Source organism: Streptomyces sp. NPDC002730, from assembly GCF_042888805.1.
GTDB lineage: Bacteria > Actinomycetota > Actinomycetes > Streptomycetales > Streptomycetaceae > Streptomyces.
On the sequence record NZ_JBIAQG010000020.1, the window covers coordinates 60,813 to 84,187 of the forward strand.

Here is a 23,375-nt window from a genome sequence, read left to right on the forward strand (position 1 = left end):
AGGGCCCGGATCCCGTTAGGGAACCGGGCCCTCGGCGTGTGTGCGGGTGCGGGCGGCGGCGCCCTGGCTGACTCTGAGTGGACGGAATTCACCCAGAGTCAGGAGGCCGTATGCGGCGACCCATCGTTCGAGCCCTGATCATGGCGTCGGCCCTGATCGCAGCGGCGGCCGTGGCGCCGTTCGCTTCGCCCTCTCTCGCGGCCGCCGACAGCGTGGTCATCGGCGGCTATCCGGCAAAGGCTGCCGACAGCCCGTGGGTGGTGGCGCTGTCCAGCCGTGACCGGTTCGGCGGAACGCGAGCAGGTCAGTTCTGCGGCGGTGTGGTGGTGTCGCCGACGAAGGTCATGACAGCCGCCCACTGCCTGAGCCGGACAGTACTCGGCGTGGATGTGCGCGACGTTCGTGACCTGGCGGTCCTCGCGGGACGCACGGAGCTGCTCGGCGCGGGAGGCAAGGAGATCCGGGTGAGCGACGCCCGGGTCGCGCCGACGTACAACTCGCAGACGAACAGCCAGGACGTGGCGGTGCTGACGCTGGCCGAGGCGCTGCCCGCCTCCCAGGTGATCCTCCTGGCCGGCGCCGGCGACCCGGCGTACGAGCCGGGTACGAGCGCCACCGTGTACGGCTGGGGCGATACGACGGGGAACGCCAGCTACGCGTTCTCCCTGCGCGCCGCACGCGTGACGGTGCTGTCGGACGCTGTCTGCGGGCAGGCCTATCCAGGGGGCCTGGGCGGGAAGTATCTGAAGTCCACGATGCTCTGCGCCGGAGACCCGCAGGGCGGGCGCGACGCCTGTCAGGGGGACAGCGGAGGCCCGCTGGTGGCTCGCGGGCGGCTCATCGGACTGGTCTCCTGGGGCGGCGGCTGCGGCCGGGCCGACAGCCCCGGGGTGTACACGCGGATCTCGGCGGTGGCCCCTTCGTAGGCCGCCTTCCGCCTGGTTCGCCGACGCCGCGGCAGTCACGCTATGAGAGCGGGCGGCCGCCCCTGGTATTCAGGGGCGGCCGCCCGTCAGCCGATCCTGGACCGGCCTTGGCTCGTCGTGGATGCGAGGTGTCAGTGTTCCTCTTCACCAACGCTGGCCGGCACGGCCGTCAGTCGGTCGGTCTCATCCTGTATTTCCGCGGCGATCTTCTTGAGTTCCGGCTCGAACTTGCGCCCGTGGTGGGCACAGAAGAGCAGTTCACCGCCGCTGCTCAGGACGACGCGCAGATAAGCCTGGGCGCCGCAGCGGTCGCAGCGGTCAGCGGCCGTCAGTGGGCTCGCGGGGGTCAGAACAGTAGTCACGTCGCCTCTTCTCTAGCTCGACGAGCTGTCGTACCAGGGTCAACATCCAACCAGGCCGAAAACGTTCCCGCTCGTGGCTTCTCCTGGAAACTTCTTTCCCAAGGTGGCTGTCTGCTGCCGGTTGGCGGCGAATGAACCGTATTGCTTCGCTCTACGGATTTCGCGTTGCTTGTCTCTATTGGCCCTCCCGGCTGGGTTGCCGGTTGTTCATGAGGACGTGCCCGGAGCCTAAATGGTTCATGCCTGGAAGGGAACGTGATGTGCACGTCACTCCATCGAGGGATCGAACATGCATGCGAAGCTGGACTAGCATGAGAAATCAATAGGGTGGCGTTACATCGGCTCTACCAGGCCTCGGTACCCTCTGAGCGTCGACCGACGCCGGCCCCTTACCCCACTGGGCCACATCTCAAATTCAGCGAGGAGCGAACCGCGTGACCGCCGAAACGTCCGCGCCGTCCACAGCGCTGCTGACAGCAGACCGTGACAGTTCCAACTACACAGCGCGGCACCTGCTCGTACTCGAGGGGCTCGAGGCGGTCCGCAAGCGCCCGGGCATGTACATCGGGTCCACCGACAGCCGCGGCCTGATGCACTGCCTCTGGGAGATCATCGACAACTCCGTGGACGAAGCCCTCGGCGGCCACTGCGACCACATCGAGGTGATCCTTCACGAGGACGGATCCGTCGAGGTCAAGGACAACGGCCGAGGCATCCCTGTCGATATCGAGCCCAAGACCGGGCTCTCCGGTGTCGAGGTCGTGATGACCAAGCTGCACGCCGGCGGAAAGTTCGGCGGCGGCTCGTACGCCGCGTCGGGCGGACTGCACGGCGTGGGCGCCTCCGTCGTCAACGCCCTCTCCGCGCGCCTCGACGTCGAGGTCGACCGCGGGAGCGCGACCCACCTGATCAGCTTCCGCCGCGGTGTCCCCGGCATCTTCACCGAGTCGGGACCCGACGCGCCCTTCGACCCGGGGAACGGGCTGCTCAAGGGCAAGCGGGTGCCCAAGACCCGCACCGGCACGCGCACACGGTACTGGGCCGACCGGCAGATCTTCCTCAAGGACGCCAAGCTCTCACTGGACAACCTCCACCAGCGCGCCCGCCAGACCGCCTTCCTGGTGCCCGGTCTGACGATCGTGGTCCGGGACGAGCGGGACCTGGAGGGAGCGGGCAAGAGCGAGGAGATTTTCCGCTTCGACGGCGGCATCAGCGAGTTCTGCGAATACCTGGCCCAGGACAAGGCCGTCTGCGATGTGCAGCGCCTGACCGGGCAGGGCACCTTCAAGGAGACCGTCCCGGTCCTCGACGACCGCGGTCATATGACGCCCACCGAGGTCACCCGCGAGCTCGGCGTAGACATCGCCCTCCGCTGGGGCACGGGATACGACACCGCGGTCAAGTCCTTCGTCAACATCATCGCCACCCCCAAGGGCGGCACCCATGTGACCGGCTTCGAGCGCTCCATCACCAAGACGATGAACGAGGTGCTGCGCTCGACCAAGCTGCTGCGCGTCGCCGAGGACGACATCGTCAAGGACGACGCACTGGAGGGCCTCACTGCGGTCGTCACGGTCCGGCTGGCGGAGCCGCAGTTCGAGGGCCAGACCAAGGAGGTGCTGGGCACCTCGGCGGCCAACAGGATCGTCGCCAGTGTCGTCGCCAAGGAGCTCAAGGCGTTCCTGACCTCCACCAAGCGCGACGACAAGGCGCAGGCCCGTGCGGTGATGGAGAAGGCCGTTGCCGCCGCCCGTACGCGCATCGCGGCCCGTCAGCACAAGGACGCGCAGCGCCGTAAGACCGCGCTGGAGACCTCCTCGCTGCCGGCCAAGCTCGCCGACTGCCGCAGCGACGACGTGGAGCGCAGCGAGCTCTTCATTGTCGAGGGGGACTCCGCACTCGGCACCGCCAAGCTCGCGCGGAACAGCGAGTTCCAGGCGCTTCTGCCGATCCGCGGCAAGATCCTGAACGTCCAGAAGGCGTCCGTGACGGACATGCTCAAGAACGCCGAGTGCGGCGCGATCATCCAGGTCATAGGAGCGGGGTCCGGGCGGACCTTCGACATTGACGCCGCCCGCTACGGCAAGATCGTCCTGCTGGTCGACGCCGACGTCGACGGCGCCCACATCCGCATCCTGCTGCTCACGCTCTTCCAGCGCTATATGCGGCCGATGGTGGAGGCGGGCCGGGTGTTCGCCGCCGTGCCGCCGCTGCACCGGATCGAGCTGGTCCAGCCCAAGAAGGGCCAGGACAAGTACGTGTACACGTACTCCGACAGCGAGCTGCGGCAGACGCTGCTGGAGTTCCAGCGCAAGGGGGTCCGCTTCAAGGACTCCATCCAGCGCTACAAGGGCCTCGGCGAGATGGACGCCGACCAGCTGGCGGAGACCACGATGGACCCGCGCCACCGCACGCTGCGCCGGATCAACATCGGCGACCTGGACTCCTCCGAGCAGGTCTTCGACCTGCTGATGGGCAATGAGGTCGCGCCCCGCAAGGAGTTCATCACCAGCTCGGCGGCGACGCTGGACCGCTCGCGGATCGACGCCTGACCGCGTCCCCGCCACCCAGGGGTGGAGCCGCAGGCTCCACCCCTGGTCCGATCCCCGGGTCCGGCTCCTACCGCGTGGGACTCGCGCAGCCAACCGGGACAAGCATCACCTGATGGGGTGAAGGCGGGCGGGAGAAGAGTCCGGGATCTTCCCGCTCTGTCCATCCTTGGGCATGCGAGCTGAAACGGTTCGCTGACAAGGAGAGCTGATCGGTGGAGAAGCAGGAAGGGCGGGACGCCGCTGCGGTGCGGCTCGACGACCCGTGGTACGACGCGCTGGCCTCCGGCTGGGGCGAGCTGGACGGCACGGGCGCCCCCACGCCCGTCGTGCCGGACCCGCGCGCGAACCGGGAGAGTGCCGGACCGGGCGCGGCCGACATCTATCTGGAAGTGCAGCGCAGCGCCGCCTTTCAGGAGGTGCGCAGCCGCTACCGGAGGTTCGTCGGCCCCGCCGTTCTCGCCTTCCTCGTCTGGTACTTGGCGTATGTCGTCGCGGCGACCACCGCTCCCGGGCTGATGGCCCGGCCGGTGGCGGGAGCGGTGAATGTGGCGATGGTCGCGGGCCTCGGACAGTTCCTCACCACCTTCCTGCTGACCTGGGCGTACGCACGCCATGCCCGACTGCGAAGGGACCGCGCGGCCCTGGATCTGCGCTGGACCGTGTTTGACCAGACGAGGGCACAGGAGACGGCACGAGGGACCGAGCGTTGAGCGACGACCACCAGACCCTGGCGCTGCTGCTGTTCAGCGCGTTCATCGCGGTCACTCTCGGCATCACCAGCTGGGTGGGCCACAACAGGCGTGGCTCGGCAGAGGAGTTCTACGTCGGCGGGCGGCTCTTCTCCCCCATGGAGAACGGGTTCGCCATCGCCGGCGACTACATGTCCGCCGCGTCCTTCCTCGGGATCTCCGGCCTCATCGCCCTGTTCGGCTACGACGGGATGCTCTATTCCGTGGGCTTCCTGGTCGCCTGGCTGGTGGTTCTGTTCCTCGTTGCCGAACTCGTACGCAACTGCGGCCGGTTCACCCTCGCCGATGTCGTTGCCTCGAGGATGAGAGAGCGGCCCGTCCGTATCGCCGCGGGAACTTCTTCGGTCACCGTGTCCGTTCTCTATCTGGTGGCGCAGATGGTGGGAGCCGGGAGCCTGGTCGCGCTGCTGCTCGGTGGTACGAGCGAGGCCGCGCGCTCGTGGACCGTGATCGGCGTGGGTGCCCTGATGGTGATCTATGTGTCGTTGGGAGGGATGCGAGCCACCACCTGGATCCAGATCGTGAAGGCCGTGCTGCTGATGGCGGGCGCGATCGTGATGACCGTGCTCGTACTCACGCGTTTCCACGGCGACTTCAACCAACTGCTCAACACCGCAGCCGAACGCAGCGGCCACGGCAAGGACTTCCTCTCGCCCGGCCTCAAGTACGGCGGGGACTGGACCGCGCGCCTCGACTTCATCAGCCTCGGACTGGCGCTGGTTCTGGGCACGGCCGGCCTGCCGCACATCCTGTCCCGCTTCTACACCGTGCCGACCGCGCGGGCCGCCCGCCGCTCGGTCGTCTGGTCGATCGGTCTCATCGGCAGCTTCTATCTGATGACGATCGTGCTCGGCTTCGGTGCGGCTGCGGTGGTCGGCACCGACGAGGTGCGGAAGTCGAACGCCGCAGGGAACACCGCGGTTCCGCTGCTCGCGCTGGACCTCGGCGGAGGAGCGGGATCCACTGGTGGCACCATTCTCTTCGCGGTGGTCGCGGCCGTGGCCTTCGCGACGATCCTTGCCGTCGTTGCCGGAATCACCCTCGCCTCCTCCGCCTCCGTCGCCCACGATCTGTACGCCTCGCTCCGCCGACGCCACGCCAGACAGCACAGTGAGGTAGCGGTCGCCCGTCTCGCCGCGGCCGGCATCGGCGTGGCCGCCATCGCGCTCGGCCTGCTCGCCCGGGACCTGAACGTCGCGTTCCTGGTGGGCCTGGCCTTCGCGGTCGCCGCCTCCGCCAATCTGCCCGTACTGCTCTACTCGCTGTTCTGGCGGAACTTCACCACGCGCGGGGCGGTCTGGTCGGTGTACGGAGGGCTGGTCCCGGCCCTGCTCCTGGTGGTGCTTTCGCCGGTTGTCTCGGGCAGCCCAGAGGCGCTGTTCACAGGCGTGGACTTTCATGTCTTCCCGCTGCAGAACCCCGGCCTGGTCTCCATCCCGCTGGGTTTCCTGGCGGGCTGGATCGGCACCGCCACCTCGGCGGAGCAGCCGGACGGGGCGAAGCACGCGGAGACGGAGGTGCGGGCGCTGACAGGTGCGGGAGCGGTGTGAGCCCGGGTTCACCCGGGGGCCGTTTTGTCGTCAATCGCCGGACGGGCTTGAAGGCGGCTGGGTGGGCTTGAAAGCTGGCCCGGACGGGCTTGATGTTGCGGGCCGCCGTGGCTCGAGAATCAGGCGCGCGAGGACCACACGTAGCGGTGCTCCGGACGGCCGGTCTCGCCGTACTTGAGACTGAGCCGCACCCTGCTTGTCCGCTCCAGCAGCTTCAGATAGCGCTGCGCGGTCTGTCGGCTCACGCCCGCCCGTTCTGCGATCTCCTGGGTGGAGAGCGGCCCCTCGGCGGCCAGCAGCACCTGGCGTACCAGCTCGGCGGTGGTCGGCGAGTGGCCCTTGGGCAGGTCGGGCGCGACGGAACCGGCCGACAGGGCCCCGAACATACGGTCCACCTCCGCCTGTTCCGCCTCGCCACCGCCCTCCAGAGTGCGGCGCAGCGTGGAGTACGCCTCCAACTTGGTACGCAGACCCGCGAAGTTGAACGGTTTCACCAGATACTGCAGCGCGCCATGGCGCATCGCCGCCTGGACGGTGGCGACATCACGCGCCGCTGTCACCATGATCACGTCGGTCTGGTGGCCGAGCCGACGCAGCTCCCGTACGACCGCGAGACCGTTTCCGTCCGGCAGATAGTGGTCGAGCAGGATCAGATCCACCGGCCTGTCGGCGATCCGGGCGAGCGCCTCGGCGGCCGAGTGCGCCGTCGCGGAGACCCGAAAGCCCGGCACTTTGGACACATAGGCGGCGTTGATCTCCGCGACCCGGACGTCGTCGTCCACCACCAGTACGTCGATCAGGTCCTTGGCCGCCTGTTCGGCACGTCCCTCGGTCATCGCGCTCCCTCGGTGGTGGCCAGCCCCGGCTCGGTCAGCGCCTCCGGGAGCACGACGGTGAATTCGGCGCCCCCGCCCGCCGCGTCGCGTACTCGCGCGCTGCCGCCCTGCCGCTCCGCGAGCCTGCGCACCATCGCCAGCCCGAGGCCGCGCTTGCCGTGGACCGGAAGTTCCTTGGTGGACCAGCCCTCAGTGAAGATCAACTCTTGCTGCTCGGGCGGGACTCCGGGACCGCTGTCCGCGATCCGCAGCACGGCCGTACGGCCCTCCGCACGAAGCTCGATCTCGATCCGCGGGTCGTCCGAGCCGCCGGCCGCGTCCAGAGCGTTGTCCACGAGATTGCCGACGACCGTCACCAGACCGCGCGGGTCCACCAGCCGGTCCGGCAGCAGCGTGCCGGGCGCGATACGCAGCGATACGCCCCGCTCCGCCGCCACCGTCGCCTTGCCCACCAGCAGCGCGGCGAGCAGCGGGTCGTGGATCTTTTCGGTGATCTGCTCCGCGGTGGCCCGGTGCACCCCGACCACCTCGGTGACGAACTCCACCGCGTCCTCGTGCATCTCCAATTCGAGGAGCCCGAGCAGGGTGTGCATCCGGTTGGCGTGCTCATGGTCCTGCGCCCGCAGGGCGTCGATCAGGCCGCGGGTGGAGTCCAGCTCACGGCCCAGCTGCTCCAGCTCGGTGCGGTCGCGCAGGGTGGCGACGGCGCCGCCGTCGTCGGTCGGCATCCGGTTGGCGATCAGCACCCGGCTGCCCTGCACGGTCAGCAGGTCCTCGCCGGTGACCCGGCCCGCCAGTACATCGGTGGTGCGGCCGTCGCCGAGGACCGCGTCGAGCGGCAGCCCCATCGCCTCGTCGCCCAGGCCGAGCAGCCGCTGTGCCTCGTCGTTCATCAACCGGATCCTGCCCGTGGCGTCGAGCGCCACGACTCCTTCCCGGATGCCGTGCAGCATTGCCTCGCGCTCCGCCAGCAGAGCGGAGATATCGGAGAAGGCCAGGTCATGGGTCTGCCGCTGGAGCCTGCGGGAGATCAGATAGGCGGCCAGGGCTCCGACGGCCAGGGCCCCGCCGGCATATGCGAGCAGTCCCGGGATCGCCGCCAGCAGCCTGGCGCGCACGCTGTCGTACTCGATACCGACCGACACCGCGCCGACGATCGTGCCGCTTCTGTCGCGCAGCGGCACCTTCCCGCGGGCGGATCGGCCGAGCGTTCCGCTGTCGATCTCCAGCACCTCGTTGCCCGCGAGGGCGTCGCTGGGATCGGTGGAGACGACCCGGCCGATCTGCTCGGGGGCGGTGTGGGACCAGCGCACGCCACGTCTGTCCATGATCACGACATACTCGGCGCCGGTGGCCTGTCGTATCCGCTCGGCCTTGGCCTGAACCGGACCGCGGGCCGTCGGCCGTGAGCCGAGCAGCTCGTCGGCGACTTCCGGGGAAGCGGTGGTCTGGGCGATGGCGAGCGCCCGGCGCATCGCCTGATCGTCGAGCTGTGCGCTGAGCGGGGCGAGGAAGAGGCCGGTGGCCAGCACAGTGACACCGGTGGCGATGGCCAGCTGCATCAGCAGGACCTGGGAGAAGACCCGCTGCGGCCAGCCGAACCGCCGGCGCCGGGCGGGAGCGGTCGGTACGGGACTCATGCCTAGGAACGGTAGAGGGCCGAACGTTCTTTCTGAAATCTCCAGGTCGCCGCACCCGTCGACCGGCCTGCGGGGTCGCTGTCCGTGACGGACTACGGTGCCGACGCGAGCGGGGCCGCGGACTCGACCGCCGCCTTCCAGCGGGCCGTCGACGCGGGAAGGCGCAGGCCAAGGAGGTGTACATCCCGCAGGGCACATTCAGGCTCACCGACCATGTCGTCGTCGACCGGGTCACGCTGCGCGGTGCCGGTCCCTGGTACACCGTGCTGACCGGGCGGCATCCCGCCGACCGCAAGCGGGCCGCCGGGATCTACGGAAAGTATGTGGCTGGGGGCGGCTACAGCGGTGAGATACGCCCGCACGAGGCCGGCGGACCGAGCCGCAAAGTCACGCTCAAGGACTTCGCGATCCTCGGCGAGATCGGCGAGCGCGTCGACGAGGACCAGGTCAACGCCATCGGCGGCGCCATGAGCGACTCGGCCGTCGACAACGTCTGGATGCAGCACACCAAGGTCGGGGCCTGGATGGACGGCCCGATGGACAACTTCCACATCAGAAACAGCTGGATCCTGGACCAGACCGCAGACGGGGTCAACTTCCACTGGGGAGTCACCAACTCGTCGGTGGAGAACACCTCCTGCGCATGGGCAGCTCCTACGCGGCGATCCACTTCGTCTCCGGGACCACCAAGGGCGCCAACTTCAGCAAGGTCAACATCGACGGCACCGGCACGTTCGCGATGCAGTTCAACGGCCCGGCGCAGGCCTCGTTCACAGGCGTCACCGCCAAGCACATCGGATTCGCCGAGCTCGTCTACAGCTGCCTCGGCGGCCAGCTGGCCATCACCCAGGGCGCGGGCAACTCCGGCTGGAACGAGAAGCTGCCGGAGACGTACTGCGGACCATGGCCGGAACCGGACTGCAGCGGGGGTACGGACCCGGGCCCGAGCCCTTCGCCGGACCCCACCACCACCCCGCCCCGGACCCCGGCCGTAACCTCGCCAAGGGCCGCCCGGTCGGTGCGACCGGCTCGGTCGACGTCTACACCCCGGGCAAGGCGGTCGACGGTGACGCCAACTCGTACTGGGAGAGCACCAACAACGTCTTCCCGCAGTCGCTCACGATCGACCTCGGCGAGGCCACGGGGGTGACCCGCCTGGTGCTGAAGCTGCCGTCGCCCGCCGTCTGGCAGACGCGTACCCAGACCCTGTCGGTGCTGGGCAGCGTCAACGGCTTGTCCTACTCCACCCTGGTGGCCCCGAAGGGCTACCGCTTCGACCCGGCGAGCGGCAACGCGGTCACCGTCCCGCTGCCGGTCGGCACCACGACGCGCCATCTGCGGCTCACGGTCACGGCCAACACCGGCTGGCCGGCGGCGCAGTTCAGTGAAGTGGAGGCCTACCGCTCCTGACAGGCAGACCGTGAACGACAACGTGCTCGGCACCTGTGGGCGCCGAGCACGTGTGGGTCCCTGCGCCGATCAAGCGTCCGGGATGTCTGCCTTCGCTCTGATGAGCGTGTCGCGACTGATGATCACGATCCGCTCGTAGTCGGCGCGTCCTGCGTCGGAGGGGAGCTCATGGTCGAGCACCTCCGTGGCGTCTGTGCCGATGACGGCGAAGTTGCCGTCACTCAGCTCGAAGATGTCCGGGCATGTTTGTCCTGACATGCTTCCGCGCTGACGGGGAGATGCTCCGATCCGGCGCACGATCTTCAATTGGGGGATCCTCGGAAAGTGGTAGGGGTGCGATGAATCGCCGTGCTAAGTCAAGATCACACACGCAGCGTCAGTCGGCCCACCAGCCACGGCCGTCATCCCCCTGACGGTTGATGAGGCGATCGACCAGCCGCCCCAGGTAGGCCTCCTGCGATTCATAACTCACGCTGGCGCGATGGTCCCTTGTAGCAGCCCAGAACTCGCGGAAGATGGGGTTCCGGCAAATCACTCGAAGGTGTCCCCGGACGTCGTCCTCGCTTGCCGCCCCGATTCGGTAGGCGTGCAGAACGTGCTGGTACAGGGCATTGGCGTAGAGGAACTGGCGCTGCTTCACCGGTGATAACGCGGCGTCGTAGGTGTCCAGGACAGCGGCCAGGTCCGGATCGTCCATCGCCTTGCTCAGCAGCTCGAAATGGAGTCGCTGCTGGTTGGTGATGTCGGCGCGGCGCTGGAAACCGTTGGCCTGCTCCATGTGCTCCAACTGGGTGCTCAGATTGCTGTTCTGGCGGTGCATTTGCTGGTGCTGAATCACCAGGGCGACGATCACCGCGCCGAAGGCCAGACCGGAGAAGACCGCATTGGCGGCAGAGACGTCCGTGTCGGGCGCGAGTTCCTTCATCGTGGCGCTGATGGCGAGGCTGAGCGCAGCGACCAGTCCGATGACCGCCAATGCGCTCAGGAAGACAACCGCGACACCGGCGATGACACCCCGGTTGCCGTTCCCCTGTGTGCTCATGTCAACCCCCGATTCACAGGCGACCGGCCGATGTGGAGGCCGGTGACTGCGTGTACCGACTCCCAGAGTGCCGAGCGGCTCTGATCGGCCGGGAGGCGGAGAAAACGGCGCACAGAGGGAACGCGGTGGCGTATATCCGTGGGCCGTGTCCCATGTGTGCCCGCTGCGCGCCGCTAACAACCGTTCACTTCGCGCCGCGCCCATATCCTGGGGAGCCCCCGCCGCAGTCGAGAATCCCCGAGGTGCCCCTTGAGTAAGCCGCAGATCCCCGTCGTCGTCCTCGCGGGCTTTCTGGGATCCGGCAAGACCACCCTCCTCAACCACCTGCTCCGTCGCAACGGCGGCACCCGCATCGGTGTCGTCGTCAATGACTTCGGCTCCATCGAGATCGACGCCATGACCGTCGCAGGGCAGGTCGGCTCCACCGTGTCCCTCGGAAACGGCTGTCTGTGCTGTGCCGTCGACGCGAGTGAGCTGGACGACTATCTGGAGAAGCTCACCCGGCCCGCCGCGCGTATCGACGTCATCGTCATCGAGGCCAGTGGGCTTGCAGAGCCGCAGGAGCTCGTACGGATGCTGCTGGCCAGCGACAATCCGCGCATCGTGTACGGGGGACTGGTCGAGGTCGTCGACGCGGCCGAGTTCGACGCGACCCGGGCGCGGCACCCCGAGATCGACCGGCATCTCGCGATCGCGGATCTCGTCGTTCTGAACAAGGCGGACCGGGTGGAGCCGGACGCACTGGGACGAGTGCTCGGGACGCTCGGCGAGCTCGGTGCGGGCACGCCCGCGATCACCGTGGAGCACGGGCGGGTCGACCCACAGATGCTCTTCGACCCCGCCGAGCGGCCGGAGCGGCAGGAGAAGGTACGCCAGCTGTCCTTCGAGGACCTGTACGCGGACGAGTACGACCACGACCACGGCCATACGGACCATCTGCACACCGCGTACGAGAGCCTCGCCTTCACGGCGGACGCGCCCATGCACCCGCGCCGGCTCATGGACTTCCTCGACTCCAGGCCCGAAGGGCTCTACCGGATCAAGGGATTCGTCGACTTCGGGACCGCCGACCCGGACAACCGGTACGCCGTCCATGCCGTCGGCCGGTTTCTGCGGTTCTACCCGTCACGCTGGGTGCCCGGCGAGGAGCGGCTGACGCAGCTCGTGCTGATCGGCTCGGGCGTCGACGTCGGGGCGCTGCGCAAGCAGCTGGAGTCCTGCGCGCAGACCGGTCCGCAGGACGCCCCCGACGAGCGGAGCATATGGGGCGTCCTGCGGTACGTACCGGCCGAACCGGATGAGACAGCGGAGCCGGCGGAGACCGCGCTCCAGCAGCTCGACTAGCTCAACGGGCCCGCCAGCACCGCGACCGCCGACGTCACCGGCGTACCCGAGCCGTCACGCCGCGGGTCCAGCTCCGGGAGCTCGGCCGGTGCGCCGTTCTTCTGCGCCGCACGGGCCGGTGCCGCTCCCGCCCAGGCCAGCACCAGCACGTCCTCGCCCTTGAGGAAGCGCTGGCAGCGCACGCCGCCCGTGGCCCGCCCCTTGCGCGGGTACTGGTCGAAGGGGGTGAGCTTCCACGTCGTCACCGAGTCGTCCAGCGTGCCGTGCGAGCCCGCGATGGTGAAGACCACCGCGTCCCCGGCCGGGTCGACCGCCGTGAACGAGAGCACCTCGGCGCCGTCCGCCAGCTTGATGCCGGCCATGCCGCCGGCCGCACGGCCCTGTGGCCGCACCTGCGCGGCCTGGTAGCGCAGCAACTGGGCGTCGGAGGTGATGAAGACCAGGTCCTCCTCGCCCGTACGCAGCTCGGTCCCGCCGACGATCCGGTCACCTTCCTTGAGGGTGATGACCTCCAACTCGTCCTTGTTCGCCGGGTAGTCGGGTACGACGCGCTTGACGACACCCTGCAGCGTGCCGAGCGCGAGGCCCGGCGAGGACGCGTCGAGCGTGGTGAGGCAGATGACCGTCTCGTCCTCCTCCAGCGACAGGAACTCCGAGTCCGGCGCACCGCCCGACAGATTGGGCGAGGACACCGTGTCCGGAAGCTGCGGAAGGTCGATCACCGCGAGCCGCAGCAGCCGCCCGGCTGAGGTCACAGCGCCCACATCGCCGCGCTGTGTCGCCGGCACCGCCGAAACGATCACATCGTGCTTGGCGCGCTTTCCGCCCTCGTGCGCCAGGGGCTCGCCATTGGCGGTGCGGGCCAGCAGACCGGTCGAGGACAGCAGCACCCGGCACGGGTCGTCCGCGACCTCCAGCGCCACCGCAGCGAGCGGTGTACCCGCCGACTCCAGCAGCACCGTGCGCCGCTCGGTGCCGAACTTCTTGGCCACCGCGGCCAGTTCGGTCGAGACCAGCTTGCGCAGCTCGGCGTCCGAGTCGAGGATCCCGGTCAGCTCGTCGATCTCGCCGTTGAGCCGGTCGCGCTCGCTCTCCAGCTCGATCCGGTCGAACTTGGTCAGCCGGCGGAGCGGAGTGTCCAGAATGTACTGAGTCTGGATTTCGCTGAGCGAGAAGCGCTCGATGAGCCGCTCCTTCGCCTGCGCGGAATTGTCACTCGACCGGATGAGCCGGATGACCTCGTCGATGTCGAGAAGCGCGACAAGCAGGCCCTCGACCAGGTGCAGCCGGTCGCGCCGCTTGGCCCGCCGGAACTCGCTGCGCCGCCGCACGACCTCGAAGCGGTGATCGAGATAGACCTCGAGCAGCTCCTTGAGCCCCAGGGTGAGCGGCTGCCCGTCCACCAGCGCCACATTGTTGATGCCGAAGGACTCCTCCATCGGCGTCAGCTTGTAGAGCTGCTCCAGCACGGCCTCGGGGATGAAGCCGTTCTTGACCTCGATGACCAGCCGCAGACCGTGCTGCCGGTCGGTGAGGTCCTTGACGTCCGCGATGCCCTGGAGCTTCTTCGCCGAGACCAGGTCCTTGATCTTCGCGATCACCTTCTCCGGGCCGACCGTGAAGGGCAGTTCGGTGATCACCAGGCCCTTGCGGCGCGCCGTGACGTCCTCCACGGAGGCCGTCGCGCGGATCTTGAAGGTGCCGCGGCCGGTCTCGTACGCGTCCTTGATGCCGTTCAGGCCCACGATCCGGCCGCCGGTCGGCAGGTCGGGCCCGGGGACGAAGCGCATCAGCGTCTCGAGGTCCGCGCCCGGGTGCTTGATCAGATGCCGGGCGGCGGCGATGACCTCGCCCAGATTGTGCGGCGGCATGTTCGTCGCCATGCCGACGGCGATCCCGGACGAGCCGTTGACCAGCAGGTTCGGGTAGGCGGCGGGGAGCGCGACCGGCTCCCGCTCCTGCCCGTCGTAGTTCGACTGGAAGTCGACGGTGTCCTCGTCGATCGACTCCGTCATCAGGCTGGTGGCATCCGCCATCCGGCACTCGGTGTACCGCATGGCGGCCGGCGGGTCGTCGTTGCCGAGGGAGCCGAAGTTGCCGTGGCCGTCGACCAGCGGCAGGCGCATCGAGAACGGCTGCGCCATCCGCACCAGGGCGTCGTAGATCGACGCGTCGCCGTGCGGGTGCAGCTTACCCATGACCTCGCCGACCACGCGGGCGCACTTCACATAGCCGCGGTCGGGGCGCAGGCCCATCTCGTTCATCTGGTAGACGATGCGGCGGTGCACCGGCTTCATACCGTCGCGGGCGTCCGGCAGGGCCCGGGAGTAGATCACCGAGTACGCGTACTCGAGGAAGGAGCCCTGCATTTCGTCGACGACGTCGATGTCGAGGATCTTCTCCTCGAAGTCGTCCGGCGGCGGGGTCTTCGTGCTGCGGCGGGCCATCGCGGCTGCGGCTCCTTCTCGCTCTTGTGCGGGGCAGTACTCAGGTTCTGACGCGGACCATTGTGGACCGAGCCTCTGACAACGCCGACCTCGACCCGTCGTTGGGCCGTTCTCGGCCGGGAACTTCGCCAGGTGTCAGATCGCTTGCATACAGTGGCAGGACTTCTCCATATCGCGATCGAAGGGACGTACATGCCCATGGGTCACACGGCCACAGCGCAGGCCGGTTCCGGCGGCCTGACAGCGACCGAGCACCGCCTGGCCAACGGCCTGCGTGTGGTGCTCTCCGAGGACCACCTGACCCCGGTCGCCGCGGTCTGCCTCTGGTACGACGTAGGTTCGCGCCACGAGGTCAAGGCCCGTACCGGCCTTGCTCACCTTTTCGAGCATCTGATGTTCCAGGGCTCGGGCCAGGTCAAGGGGAACGGCCACTTCGAGCTGGTTCAGGGAGCCGGCGGCTCGCTGAACGGCACCACCAGCTTCGAGCGCACCAACTACTTCGAGACGATGCCCACGCACCAGCTGGAGCTCGCCCTCTGGCTGGAAGCCGACCGCATGGGCTCGCTGCTCGCGGCTCTCGACGACGAGTCGATGGAGAATCAGCGTGACGTCGTCAAGAACGAGCGCCGCCAGCGGTACGACAATGTCCCGTACGGCACGGCCTTCGAGCGGCTGACGGCTCTGGCCTACCCGGAGGGCCACCCGTACCACCACACGCCGATCGGCTCGATGGCCGATCTGGACGCCGCGACCCTCGAGGACGCGCGCACGTTCTTCCGTACGTACTACGCGCCGAACAACGCCGTGCTGTCGGTCGTCGGCGACATCGACCCGGAGCATACGCTCGCCTGGATCGAGAAGTACTTCGGCTCCATCCCGTCCCACGAGGGCAAGCAACCGCCGCGCGACGGCTCCCTCCCGGAGATCATCGGCGAGCAGCTGCGCGAGGAGATCGTCGAGGAGGTCCCGGCCCGGGCGCTGATGGCCGCCTACCGCCTGCCGCACGACGGCACGCGCGAGTGCGACGCCGCTGACCTGGCGCTCACCGTCCTCGGTGGCGGTGAGTCCTCGCGGCTGCACAACCGCCTGGTGCGCCGTGACCAGACGGCCGTCGCGGCCGGCTTCGGTCTGCTGCGGCTGGCCGGCGCCCCTTCGCTGGGCTGGCTGGACGTCAAGACCTCCGGCGGTGTCGAGGTGCCGCAGATCGAGGCCGCGGTCGACGAGGAGCTGGCGCGGTTCGCCGCGGAGGGTCCCACGCCCGAGGAGATGGAGCGGGCGCAGGCCCAGTTGGAGCGCGAGTGGCTGGACCGGCTCGGCACGGTCGCCGGCCGCGCCGACGAACTGTGCCGGTACGCCGTGCTGTTCGGCGACCCGCAGCTGGCGCTGACCGCCGTGCAGCGGGTGCTGGACGTCACCGCCGCAGAGGTGCAGGCGGTCGCCAAGGCCCGGCTGCGCCCGGACAACAGGGCGGTGCTGGTCTACGAGCCCCTCTCCGCGGACAACGGCGACAGCGACAGCGACGAGAACGACGAGCGCGAAGGGGCGGACCAGTGAGCGACGCTGCCGTGACCATGGAGTTCCACCCGCAGCCGAAGGCCGGCGCCGCCCGCCCCTGGGCGTTCCCGGCCCCCGAGCGCGGCACGCTGGACAACGGCCTCACCGTGCTGCGCTGCCATCGCCCCGGCCAGCAGGTGGTGGCCGTCGAGATCTGCCTCGACGCCCCGCTGGACGCCGAGCCGGAGGGCATCGACGGCGTTGCCACGATCATGGCGCGCGCCTTGTCGGAAGGCACCGACAAGCACACCGCCGAGGAGTTCGCCGCCGAGCTGGAGCGCTGCGGCGCCACCCTCGACGCGCACGCCGACCACCCGGGAGTCCGCGTCTCCCTGGAGGTCCCGGTCTCCCGGCTGCCGAAGGCGCTCGGCCTGCTCGCCGAGGCGCTGCGCGCGCCGGCCTTCGCCGACAACGAGGTGGAGCGGCTGGTACGCAACCGGCTGGACGAGATCCCGCACGAGACGGCCAACCCGGCCCGCCGTGCGGCCAAGGAGCTCTCCAAGGAGCTCTTCCCGGCCTCCCTGCGTATGTCGCGCCCCCGCCAGGGCACGGAGGAGACGGTCGCCCGTATCGACTCCGCGGCCGTACGGGCCTTCTACGAGGCGCATGTCCGGCCCGCCACCGCCACCGCGGTGATCGTCGGCGACCTCACGGACGTCGATCTGGACGCCGTGCTCGCCGACTCACTCGGCCCCTGGAAGGGCGACAGCGCCGAGCCCCGTCCCGTACCGCCGATCACCGCCGACGAAACCGGCCGTGTGATCATCGTGGACCGTCCCGGCGCCGTCCAGACGCAGCTGCTGATCGGCCGCATCGGCCCGGATCGCCACGACCGCGTCTGGCCGGCCCAGGTGCTCGGGGCGTACTGCCTGGGTGGCACTCTCACCTCGCGCCTTGACCGCGTGCTGCGCGAGGAGAAGGGCTACACCTACGGCGTACGGGCCTTCGGCCAGGTGCTGCGCTCCGCTCCCGACGGGTCGGGCGCCGCGATGCTCGCCATCAGCGGCTCCGTGGACACCCCGAACACCGGACCCGCGCTGGACGACCTCTGGAAGGTGCTGCGTACGCTCGCGGCCGAAGGTCTGACCGACGCCGAGCGCGATGTCGCCGTGCAGAACCTGGTGGGTGTCGCCCCGCTGAAGTTCGAGACGGCCGCCTCCGTCGCGGGCACGCTCGCCGACCAGGTCGAGCAGTTCCTCCCGGACGACTACCAGGCGCAGTTGTACGTACGCCTGGCCGAGACCGGCACCGTCGAGGCGACGGCCGCGGCCGTCAGCGCCTTCCCGGTGGACCGTCTTGTCACGGTGCTCGTCGGCGACGCCTCGCAGATCGAGGAGCCGGTCAAGGCGCTCGGCATCGGCGAAGTGACGGTTGTCACAGGCTGATTGAGGATATCCGGCAGACAGCTCAAAACGGGCAAGCGGAACCCCGGCGTCCCTCGTGATGCCGGGGTTCCGCCTTATGCCCGTTTTGTTGGAGAGGTTGCCTGTCTGCCCTGTGGCGTGCGCTACAAAAGGGCCTGTCTGTTTGGCGATTGAAAGACGGCCCGCCTAGCGTCGGTCCGGCTGTCCGCCAGTAGCCCGCCGCATCCGCGGCATCGGACAGTCATCGCCGAGTCCCCGTCTGGCGCGAGCCTGGGGAGCCGGGGACCCACTCAGTCCCTGGGGTGAATCGGGCGCCTTCGCACCTGCGGAGGGGCCCGTAGGAGACCTTCCTGCTCCGAACCCGTCAGCTAACCCGGTAGGCGAGAAGGAAGGAAAGGATCAGCCACTTCATGGCGTTCACCCGTGCCACCGGGAAGCACCGTGCCCCGAGCCGCATGACGCGCAAGAGGGCGAACATCGCCGGCGTCGCGGCTCTCGCCACCACCGGCGTCATCGGAACCCTCGCTTCCCCGGCACTTGCCGCCGAGACCGGCGCGACCACCGTCGAGGACACCGGCCTGACCCAGATCGTGGCCGCCGACTCCCTCGCCGACCAGATCGCCGACCAGGCCGCCGCGCAGAAGCAGGAGGCCGCCGAGGCCGAGGCGAAGGCCGAGGCGAAGCGCAAGGCCGAGGCCCGCGCCAAGGAGGCCCGCCAGGCCAAGGAGCGCGCCGCCCGGGAGGCCGAGCGCAAGCGCCTCAACTCCTTCGTGGCGCCGATATCCCACTCGTACGTGTCCACGGGCTACAAGACCGGAGGCTCCATCTGGTCCTCCGGCAGCCACACCGGCATCGACTTCCACGCCGCGTCCGGCAGCACCGTGCACGCGGTCGGCTCCGGCACCGTCGTCGAGGCCGGCTGGGGCGGCGCATACGGCAACAACATCGTGATCAAGATGAACGACGGCTCGTACACGCAGTACGGCCACCTCTCGTCCATCAGCGTCTCGGTAGGCCAGTCGGTGACCCCGGGCCAGCAGATCGGCCACTCCGGCTCGACCGGCAACACCACTGGTCCGCACCTCCACTTCGAGGCTCGCACCAGCCCCGAGTACGGCTCCGACATGGACCCGGTCGCGTACCTGCGCGCGCACGGCGTCAACGTCTGATCCGACGACGGGGCCGATGCCCGGTCCCGCGTGCTTCCCGACGGCCCCGGCTCACCGCCGGGGCCTTCGGTGTTTGCCGCCCCGCCGGAGTTCTGGCCAAAAGATATCCATGGATTCCGGTCTCCCATCGGAAAATCCCGCCCACTGCAATAGAGTCACCGAACAGACGTCAATCGGCTGCGTTTCGCGCGGATTAAAGCGGAGGTTCGGTCATGCGCATTCCCGCGCACTCGGTATGCACGGCGATCCGCGACGACATCGTCTCCGGTGTATTCGAGCGCGGCAGCCGGCTCACCGAGGAGCAGCTGGCACGCCGCTACGGCGTCTCCCGGGTCCCGGTGCGCGAGGCCCTGCGCACGCTGGAGTCCGAGGGCTTCGTCACCACCCGCCGCCACGCCGGCGCCTGTGTCGCCGAGCCCACCGAGCAGGAGGCCGCCGACCTTCTGGAGATCCGGATGCTGCTGGAGCCCATGAGTGCGGCGCGCGCCGCCCAGCGCCGCACCGAGGCACATCTCAAGGTGCTGCGTGGCCTGGTCAGACTGGGGCAGGAGCGGGCCCGCCGTGGTCAGGGTGAGGATCTGCGTTCACTGGGTGGTTGGTTCCACGAGACGCTCGCCCAGGCCTCCGGCAGTCCGGGGTTGATCGCTCTGCTCACCCAGCTGCGGCACAAGATCGCCTGGATGTACGCCGTCGAGCAGCCCGCCAAGCCCGTCGAGTCCTGGATCGAGCACGGCGCGATCGTGGACGCGGTGGCGCGAGGCGACGCGGAACGGGCGCGGGCGCTGACGGCCTTGCACACCGAACGGGCTGCCGCCGCGCACCGGCTGCGCCGCCCCGAGCGGGTGAGGACTTCGCAACATGCCGTAAACATCGCAAGCGCCCGCCATTAACAGGTGCACCGTATACAAAGGGTAGATATTCGCGGGGCCTCTTTTCTGCTGCCCGCATTCAAAGCGCCGGGGCCGAAAGCCGCGTCCATGAAAGCTGTGTCCAGGAAAGCCGCGTCCAGAAAAGACGAAGCCGCGATGTCCGAGAATTCGGGACACCGCGGCTTTGCCGTGGGTAATGGGCCTGATCGGCTCAGACGGTCTCGGGAAGCTCTTCGAGCCCCTCGGCGACGAGCCGGGCGAGACGGTCCAGCGCGGCGTCGGAGTCCTCCGCCTCGGAAGCGAGCACGATCTCCTCGCCGCCCTGCGCGCCCAGGCCGAGCACCGCGAGCATGGAGGCGGCGTTGACCGGGGTGCCGTCCGCCTTGGCGATCGTCACGGGGACGCCGGCGGCCGTGGCGGCACGGACGAAGATGGAAGCGGGGCGGGCGTGAAGGCCCTCGGCCCAGCCGACATTGACGCGGCGCTCAGCCATGGTGTTGCCCTTCAAGTCTCAGTGGTTGTCTAGACCAGTCTCTCATGTGTTTCTGCGTGCTCGCACCGGCCCCGGACCCGGGATCGGCCGCTGATCGGCCTTCTCAGACTGCCCCGCGGCAACCTCCTCCGCGACCCGTGGGTGAGCCGTACGCTTTCCCCATGCAGACCTCGTCGGATCACGCCTACCCCGACCACTGGGAAGCAGACGTGGTGCTGCGCGACGGCGGCACCGCGCGCATCAGGCCCATCACCACCGAGGACGCCGACCGTCTGGTCAGCTTCTACGAGCAGGTCTCCGACGAGTCGAAGTACTACCGCTTCTTCGCGCCCTATCCCCGGCTCTCCGACAAGGACGTCCACCGCTTCACCCATCACGACTATGTGGACCGGGTGGGTCTCGCGGTCACGGTGGGCGGCGAGTTCATCGCCACCGTCCGCTACGACCGGATCAACGCGGAGGGCCGGCCCGCGAGCGCCCCCGCCGACGAGGCCGAGGTCGCCTTCCTCGTCCAGGACGCCCACCAGGGTCGCGGCGTGGCCTCCGCTCTCCTCGAGCACATCGCCGCGGTGGCCCGCGAACGCGGCATCCGGCGCTTCGCCGCCGAGGTGCTGCCCGCCAACAACAAAATGATCAAGGTGTTCCGGGATGCCGGCTACACCCAGAAGCGCAGCTTCGAGGACGGCTCCGTCCATCTCACCCTCGACCTCGAACCGACCGAGGAGTCCCTCGCCGTCCAGCGCGGCCGCGAGCAGCGCGCCGAGGCCCGCTCCGTGCAGCGCCTCCTCGCGCCCGGTTCGGTCGCCGTCATCGGCACCGGTCGCGCGCCGGGCGGCGTGGGCCGCACCGCCCTGCGCAACCTCCTCAGTGCCGGATACACGGGACGTACCTATGCCGTGAACCGCGCGTTTCCCGAGGACCAGGCCGAGGTCGACGGCGTCCCGGCCCACCGTTCTGTGGGCGAGATCGGGGAGACCGTCGACCTGGCGGTTGTGGCCGTCCCGGCGGAGCGGGTTCCCGAAGTGGTCGCCGACTGCGGCGAGCACGGCGTCCAGGGGCTGGTCGTGCTGACCGCCGGATACGCCGAGAGCGGGGCCGCAGGACGGGAGCGCCAGCGCGAACTGGTACGGCAGGCCCGCTCGTACGGGATGCGCATCATCGGCCCGAACTCCTTCGGCATCATCAGCACCGCCGACACCGTCCGCCTCAATGCCTCGCTGGCCCCGGAGTCCCCGGCGCCCGGCCGCATCGGCTTGTTCACCCAGTCCGGCGCCATCGGCATCGCACTGCTCGCCGGCCTGCACCGGCGCGGCGCCGGGCTGTCCTCCTTCATCTCGTCGGGCAACCGCGCGGATGTGTCCGGCAACGACTTTCTGCAGTACTGGTACGAGGACCCGGACACCGATGTGGTCCTGCTGTACCTCGAATCGATCGGCAACCCGCGCAAGTTCACGCGCCTGGCCCGGCGAACGGCGGCGGTGAAACCGGTCGTCGTGGTGAAGGGCGCCCGGCACAGCGGCAGCGCGCCCCCCGGACACGCGGTGCCGGTCACCCGGATCCCCGACACCACGGTCGGGGCGCTGTTCCGCCAGGCCGGTGTGATCCGCGTCGACACCGTCACCGAACTCGTCGACGTGGGCCTGCTGCTGGCCGGCCAGCCGCTGCCCGCAGGACCGCGCGTGGCGATCCTCGGCAACTCCGAGTCCCTCGGCCTCCTCACGTACGACGCCTGCCTCGCCGACGGCCTCCGTCCCCTCCGGCCGCGCGACCTCACGACGGCCGCCACGCCCGCGGACTTCCGTGCCGCCCTCGCCGAGGCCCTGGTGGACGACGCCTGCGACGCGGTGGTGGTGACGGCGATCCCGTGGGTAGGGGAGAACGGCGTCACGGAGTCGGGTGACGGCGAGGTCCTGGCCGCAGCGCTGCGCGACGCGGTCACCACGGCCCCGGCCAAACCGGTCGCGGTGGTCCATGTGGAGATCGGGGGTCTGGCGGAGGCGCTGGCGGCGGCGACGAGTACGCGTACGGTCCCGGCCCCCGCGACCGACGGCGGGAACCCTGGCCCCGGCCACGAAGCGCCGCGGGCCGTCCGCACCCGACCACCCGCCCCGAGCTCGTCCGCCGTCTCCGCGGCCGTCCGTTACGCCGCCCCGGCCCCCGCGACCGCCCCGCACGCCGCCCGTATCCCCGCCTACCCCGCCGCAGAGCGGGCCGTCCGAGCCCTTTCCGAGGCGGTCAAGTACGCCCAGTGGCGCCGGCAGGCCGCCGAGCCCGGCAGGGTGCCGCAGTACGAGGACATCGACGAGGCCGGCGCGGCCGCGCAGATCGACGCACTGCTCGGCGGGCTCACCGACCCTCGCGGCAGCACCCTCGGGCCCGCTGCCGCCCACGAGCTCCTCGGCCGGTACGGCATCCCCGTACGGCCGACCCTCCCCGCGCCCGGTCCCGACGCCGCCGTGGCCGCCGCCGGCCGCCTCGGCTACCCCGTCGCCCTCAAGACCACCGCCCCGCACCTCCGCCACCGCGCCGACCTCGGTGGCGTACGGCTGGATCTGGCCAACGAGGCGCAACTGCGGCGGGCGTACCGCGAATTGACCGAAGCCCTCGGCAAGCCCGAGGAGCTCCAGCCCGTCGTTCAGGCGATGGCCCCGCGCGGCGTTGACACGGTCGTACGCGCCGCCATCGACCCCGCCGTCGGCGCCGTGCTCTCCTTCGGGCTGGCCGGAGCCGCCTCCGAGCTGCTCGGTGACACCGCCCACCGGCTCGTGCCCGCCACCGACCGGGACGCCGCGGAGTTGATCAGGACCATCCGGACGGCCCCGCTCCTCTTCGGCTGGCGGGGCTCCGCGCCCGTCGACACCCCGGCCCTCGAAGAGCTGCTGCTCCGGGTGTCACGACTGGTCGACGATCACCCAGAAGTGGTCGGAATCAGCCTCGAACCGGTCGTCGTCGCTCAGCATGGCCTCTCCGTGCTCGGCGCGTCCGTACGGCTCGCGCCGTCGCCCGCCCGCACCGACCTGGGCCCCCGCCGACTCCCCAGCTACTGAGCGCTCACCACCCCCCGAGCC

At 69.5% G+C, this 23,375-nt stretch carries 17 protein-coding genes, 1 pseudogene and 1 riboswitch; of the genes and pseudogenes, 11 read left to right on the forward strand and 7 right to left on the reverse strand.

Annotated elements, in window-relative coordinates:
* The first annotated feature begins 110 nt into the window (after positions 1–110).
* On the forward strand, positions 111–926 hold the full coding sequence (locus tag ACFYXH_RS38000) for a serine protease (protein WP_389573209.1): 816 nt from the start codon (positions 111–113) through the stop codon (positions 924–926).
* A 131-nt stretch (positions 927–1,057) separates the two neighbouring features.
* Here the strand turns inward: ACFYXH_RS38000 and ACFYXH_RS38005 are convergent, their stop codons facing one another.
* Entirely contained in the window at positions 1,058–1,288 is a 231-nt protein-coding gene (locus tag ACFYXH_RS38005; protein WP_326653069.1) for a hypothetical protein, read from the reverse strand.
* Between the two features lie 434 nt (positions 1,289–1,722).
* Between ACFYXH_RS38005 and ACFYXH_RS38010 the strand changes: the two genes are divergently transcribed.
* The 3 genes from ACFYXH_RS38010 (at position 1,723) to ACFYXH_RS38020 (ending at position 6,139) form a co-directional block, all read left to right on the forward strand.
* Positions 1,723–3,840, forward strand: coding sequence for a type IIA DNA topoisomerase subunit B (locus ACFYXH_RS38010; protein WP_389573214.1), 2,118 nt, complete (start codon positions 1,723–1,725; stop codon positions 3,838–3,840).
* 212 nt (positions 3,841–4,052) lie between these two features.
* The gene (locus ACFYXH_RS38015) at positions 4,053–4,550 is read left to right on the forward strand and encodes a DUF485 domain-containing protein (protein WP_389573217.1); all 498 of its coding nucleotides are present in this window, start codon (positions 4,053–4,055) and stop codon (positions 4,548–4,550) included.
* Entirely contained in the window at positions 4,547–6,139 is a 1,593-nt protein-coding gene (locus tag ACFYXH_RS38020; protein ID WP_389573220.1) for a cation acetate symporter, read from the forward strand. Before ACFYXH_RS38015 ends, ACFYXH_RS38020 begins: the two co-directional genes overlap by 4 nt.
* A gap of 119 nt (positions 6,140–6,258) precedes the next feature.
* Here the strand turns inward: ACFYXH_RS38020 and ACFYXH_RS38025 are convergent, their stop codons facing one another.
* Both ACFYXH_RS38025 and ACFYXH_RS38030 read right to left on the reverse strand, forming a co-directional pair.
* Entirely contained in the window at positions 6,259–6,939 is a 681-nt protein-coding gene (locus ACFYXH_RS38025; protein WP_389573297.1) for a response regulator, read from the reverse strand.
* Between the two features lie 32 nt (positions 6,940–6,971).
* Complete coding sequence (locus ACFYXH_RS38030; protein WP_389573223.1) at positions 6,972–8,615, reverse strand: ATP-binding protein; 1,644 nt, start codon at positions 8,613–8,615, stop codon at positions 6,972–6,974.
* Positions 8,616–8,657: 42 nt separating this feature from the next.
* Between ACFYXH_RS38030 and ACFYXH_RS38035 the strand changes: the two are divergent.
* A pseudogene (locus tag ACFYXH_RS38035) lies at positions 8,658–10,025 on the forward strand (discoidin domain-containing protein); the annotation flags it as partial.
* Positions 10,026–10,094: 69 nt separating this feature from the next.
* Here the strand turns inward: ACFYXH_RS38035 and ACFYXH_RS38040 are convergent.
* Together ACFYXH_RS38040 and ACFYXH_RS38045 are read right to left on the reverse strand one after the other, a co-directional pair.
* Positions 10,095–10,331 carry a hypothetical protein gene (locus ACFYXH_RS38040; protein WP_327326508.1) on the reverse strand — a complete coding sequence of 79 codons (237 nt, stop codon included), beginning with the start codon at positions 10,329–10,331 and terminating at the stop codon, positions 10,095–10,097.
* A 70-nt stretch (positions 10,332–10,401) separates the two neighbouring features.
* Positions 10,402–11,067 carry a DUF6082 family protein gene (locus tag ACFYXH_RS38045; RefSeq protein WP_385303704.1) on the reverse strand — a complete coding sequence of 222 codons (666 nt, stop codon included), beginning with the start codon at positions 11,065–11,067 and terminating at the stop codon, positions 10,402–10,404.
* A gap of 249 nt (positions 11,068–11,316) precedes the next feature.
* On the opposite strand from ACFYXH_RS38045, the gene ACFYXH_RS38050 reads away from it, so the two are divergent.
* A complete protein-coding gene (locus ACFYXH_RS38050) occupies positions 11,317–12,411 on the forward strand; it encodes a CobW family GTP-binding protein (protein WP_389573227.1) in 1,095 nt (364 codons plus the stop codon).
* On the opposite strand, the gene ACFYXH_RS38055 is transcribed toward ACFYXH_RS38050, so the two are convergent.
* On the reverse strand, positions 12,408–14,858 hold the full coding sequence (locus tag ACFYXH_RS38055) for a DNA topoisomerase (ATP-hydrolyzing) subunit A (protein WP_389573230.1): 2,451 nt from the start codon (positions 14,856–14,858) through the stop codon (positions 12,408–12,410). The genes ACFYXH_RS38050 and ACFYXH_RS38055 overlap by 4 nt on opposite strands.
* Before the next feature lie 192 nt (positions 14,859–15,050).
* Between ACFYXH_RS38055 and ACFYXH_RS38060 the strand changes: the two genes are divergently transcribed.
* The 4 genes from ACFYXH_RS38060 to ACFYXH_RS38075 all read left to right on the forward strand — a co-directional run bounded on the left by ACFYXH_RS38060 (position 15,051) and on the right by ACFYXH_RS38075 (position 19,835).
* Positions 15,051–16,412 (forward strand): M16 family metallopeptidase, encoded by a 1,362-nt coding sequence (locus ACFYXH_RS38060; RefSeq protein WP_389573300.1) that lies wholly within the window; start codon positions 15,051–15,053, stop codon positions 16,410–16,412.
* A gap of 17 nt (positions 16,413–16,429) precedes the next feature.
* Positions 16,430–17,797 (forward strand): M16 family metallopeptidase, encoded by a 1,368-nt coding sequence (locus ACFYXH_RS38065; protein WP_389573303.1) that lies wholly within the window; start codon positions 16,430–16,432, stop codon positions 17,795–17,797.
* A 214-nt stretch (positions 17,798–18,011) separates the two neighbouring features.
* Positions 18,012–18,174: riboswitch (cyclic di-AMP (ydaO/yuaA leader) on the forward strand.
* Positions 18,175–18,186: 12 nt separating this feature from the next.
* A complete protein-coding gene (locus ACFYXH_RS38070) occupies positions 18,187–18,945 on the forward strand; it encodes a M23 family metallopeptidase (protein WP_389573233.1) in 759 nt (252 codons plus the stop codon).
* A gap of 212 nt (positions 18,946–19,157) precedes the next feature.
* Positions 19,158–19,835 (forward strand): GntR family transcriptional regulator, encoded by a 678-nt coding sequence (locus ACFYXH_RS38075; RefSeq protein ID WP_389573236.1) that lies wholly within the window; start codon positions 19,158–19,160, stop codon positions 19,833–19,835.
* A 190-nt stretch (positions 19,836–20,025) separates the two neighbouring features.
* Here the strand turns inward: ACFYXH_RS38075 and ACFYXH_RS38080 are convergent, their stop codons facing one another.
* Complete coding sequence (locus ACFYXH_RS38080) at positions 20,026–20,307, reverse strand: HPr family phosphocarrier protein (RefSeq protein WP_389573239.1); 282 nt, start codon at positions 20,305–20,307, stop codon at positions 20,026–20,028.
* Between the two features lie 161 nt (positions 20,308–20,468).
* On the opposite strand from ACFYXH_RS38080, the gene ACFYXH_RS38085 reads away from it, so the two are divergent.
* Positions 20,469–23,354, forward strand: a complete 2,886-nt coding sequence (locus tag ACFYXH_RS38085) for a GNAT family N-acetyltransferase (protein WP_389573242.1) — start codon at positions 20,469–20,471, stop codon at positions 23,352–23,354.
* Positions 23,355–23,375 lie beyond the last annotated feature (21 nt).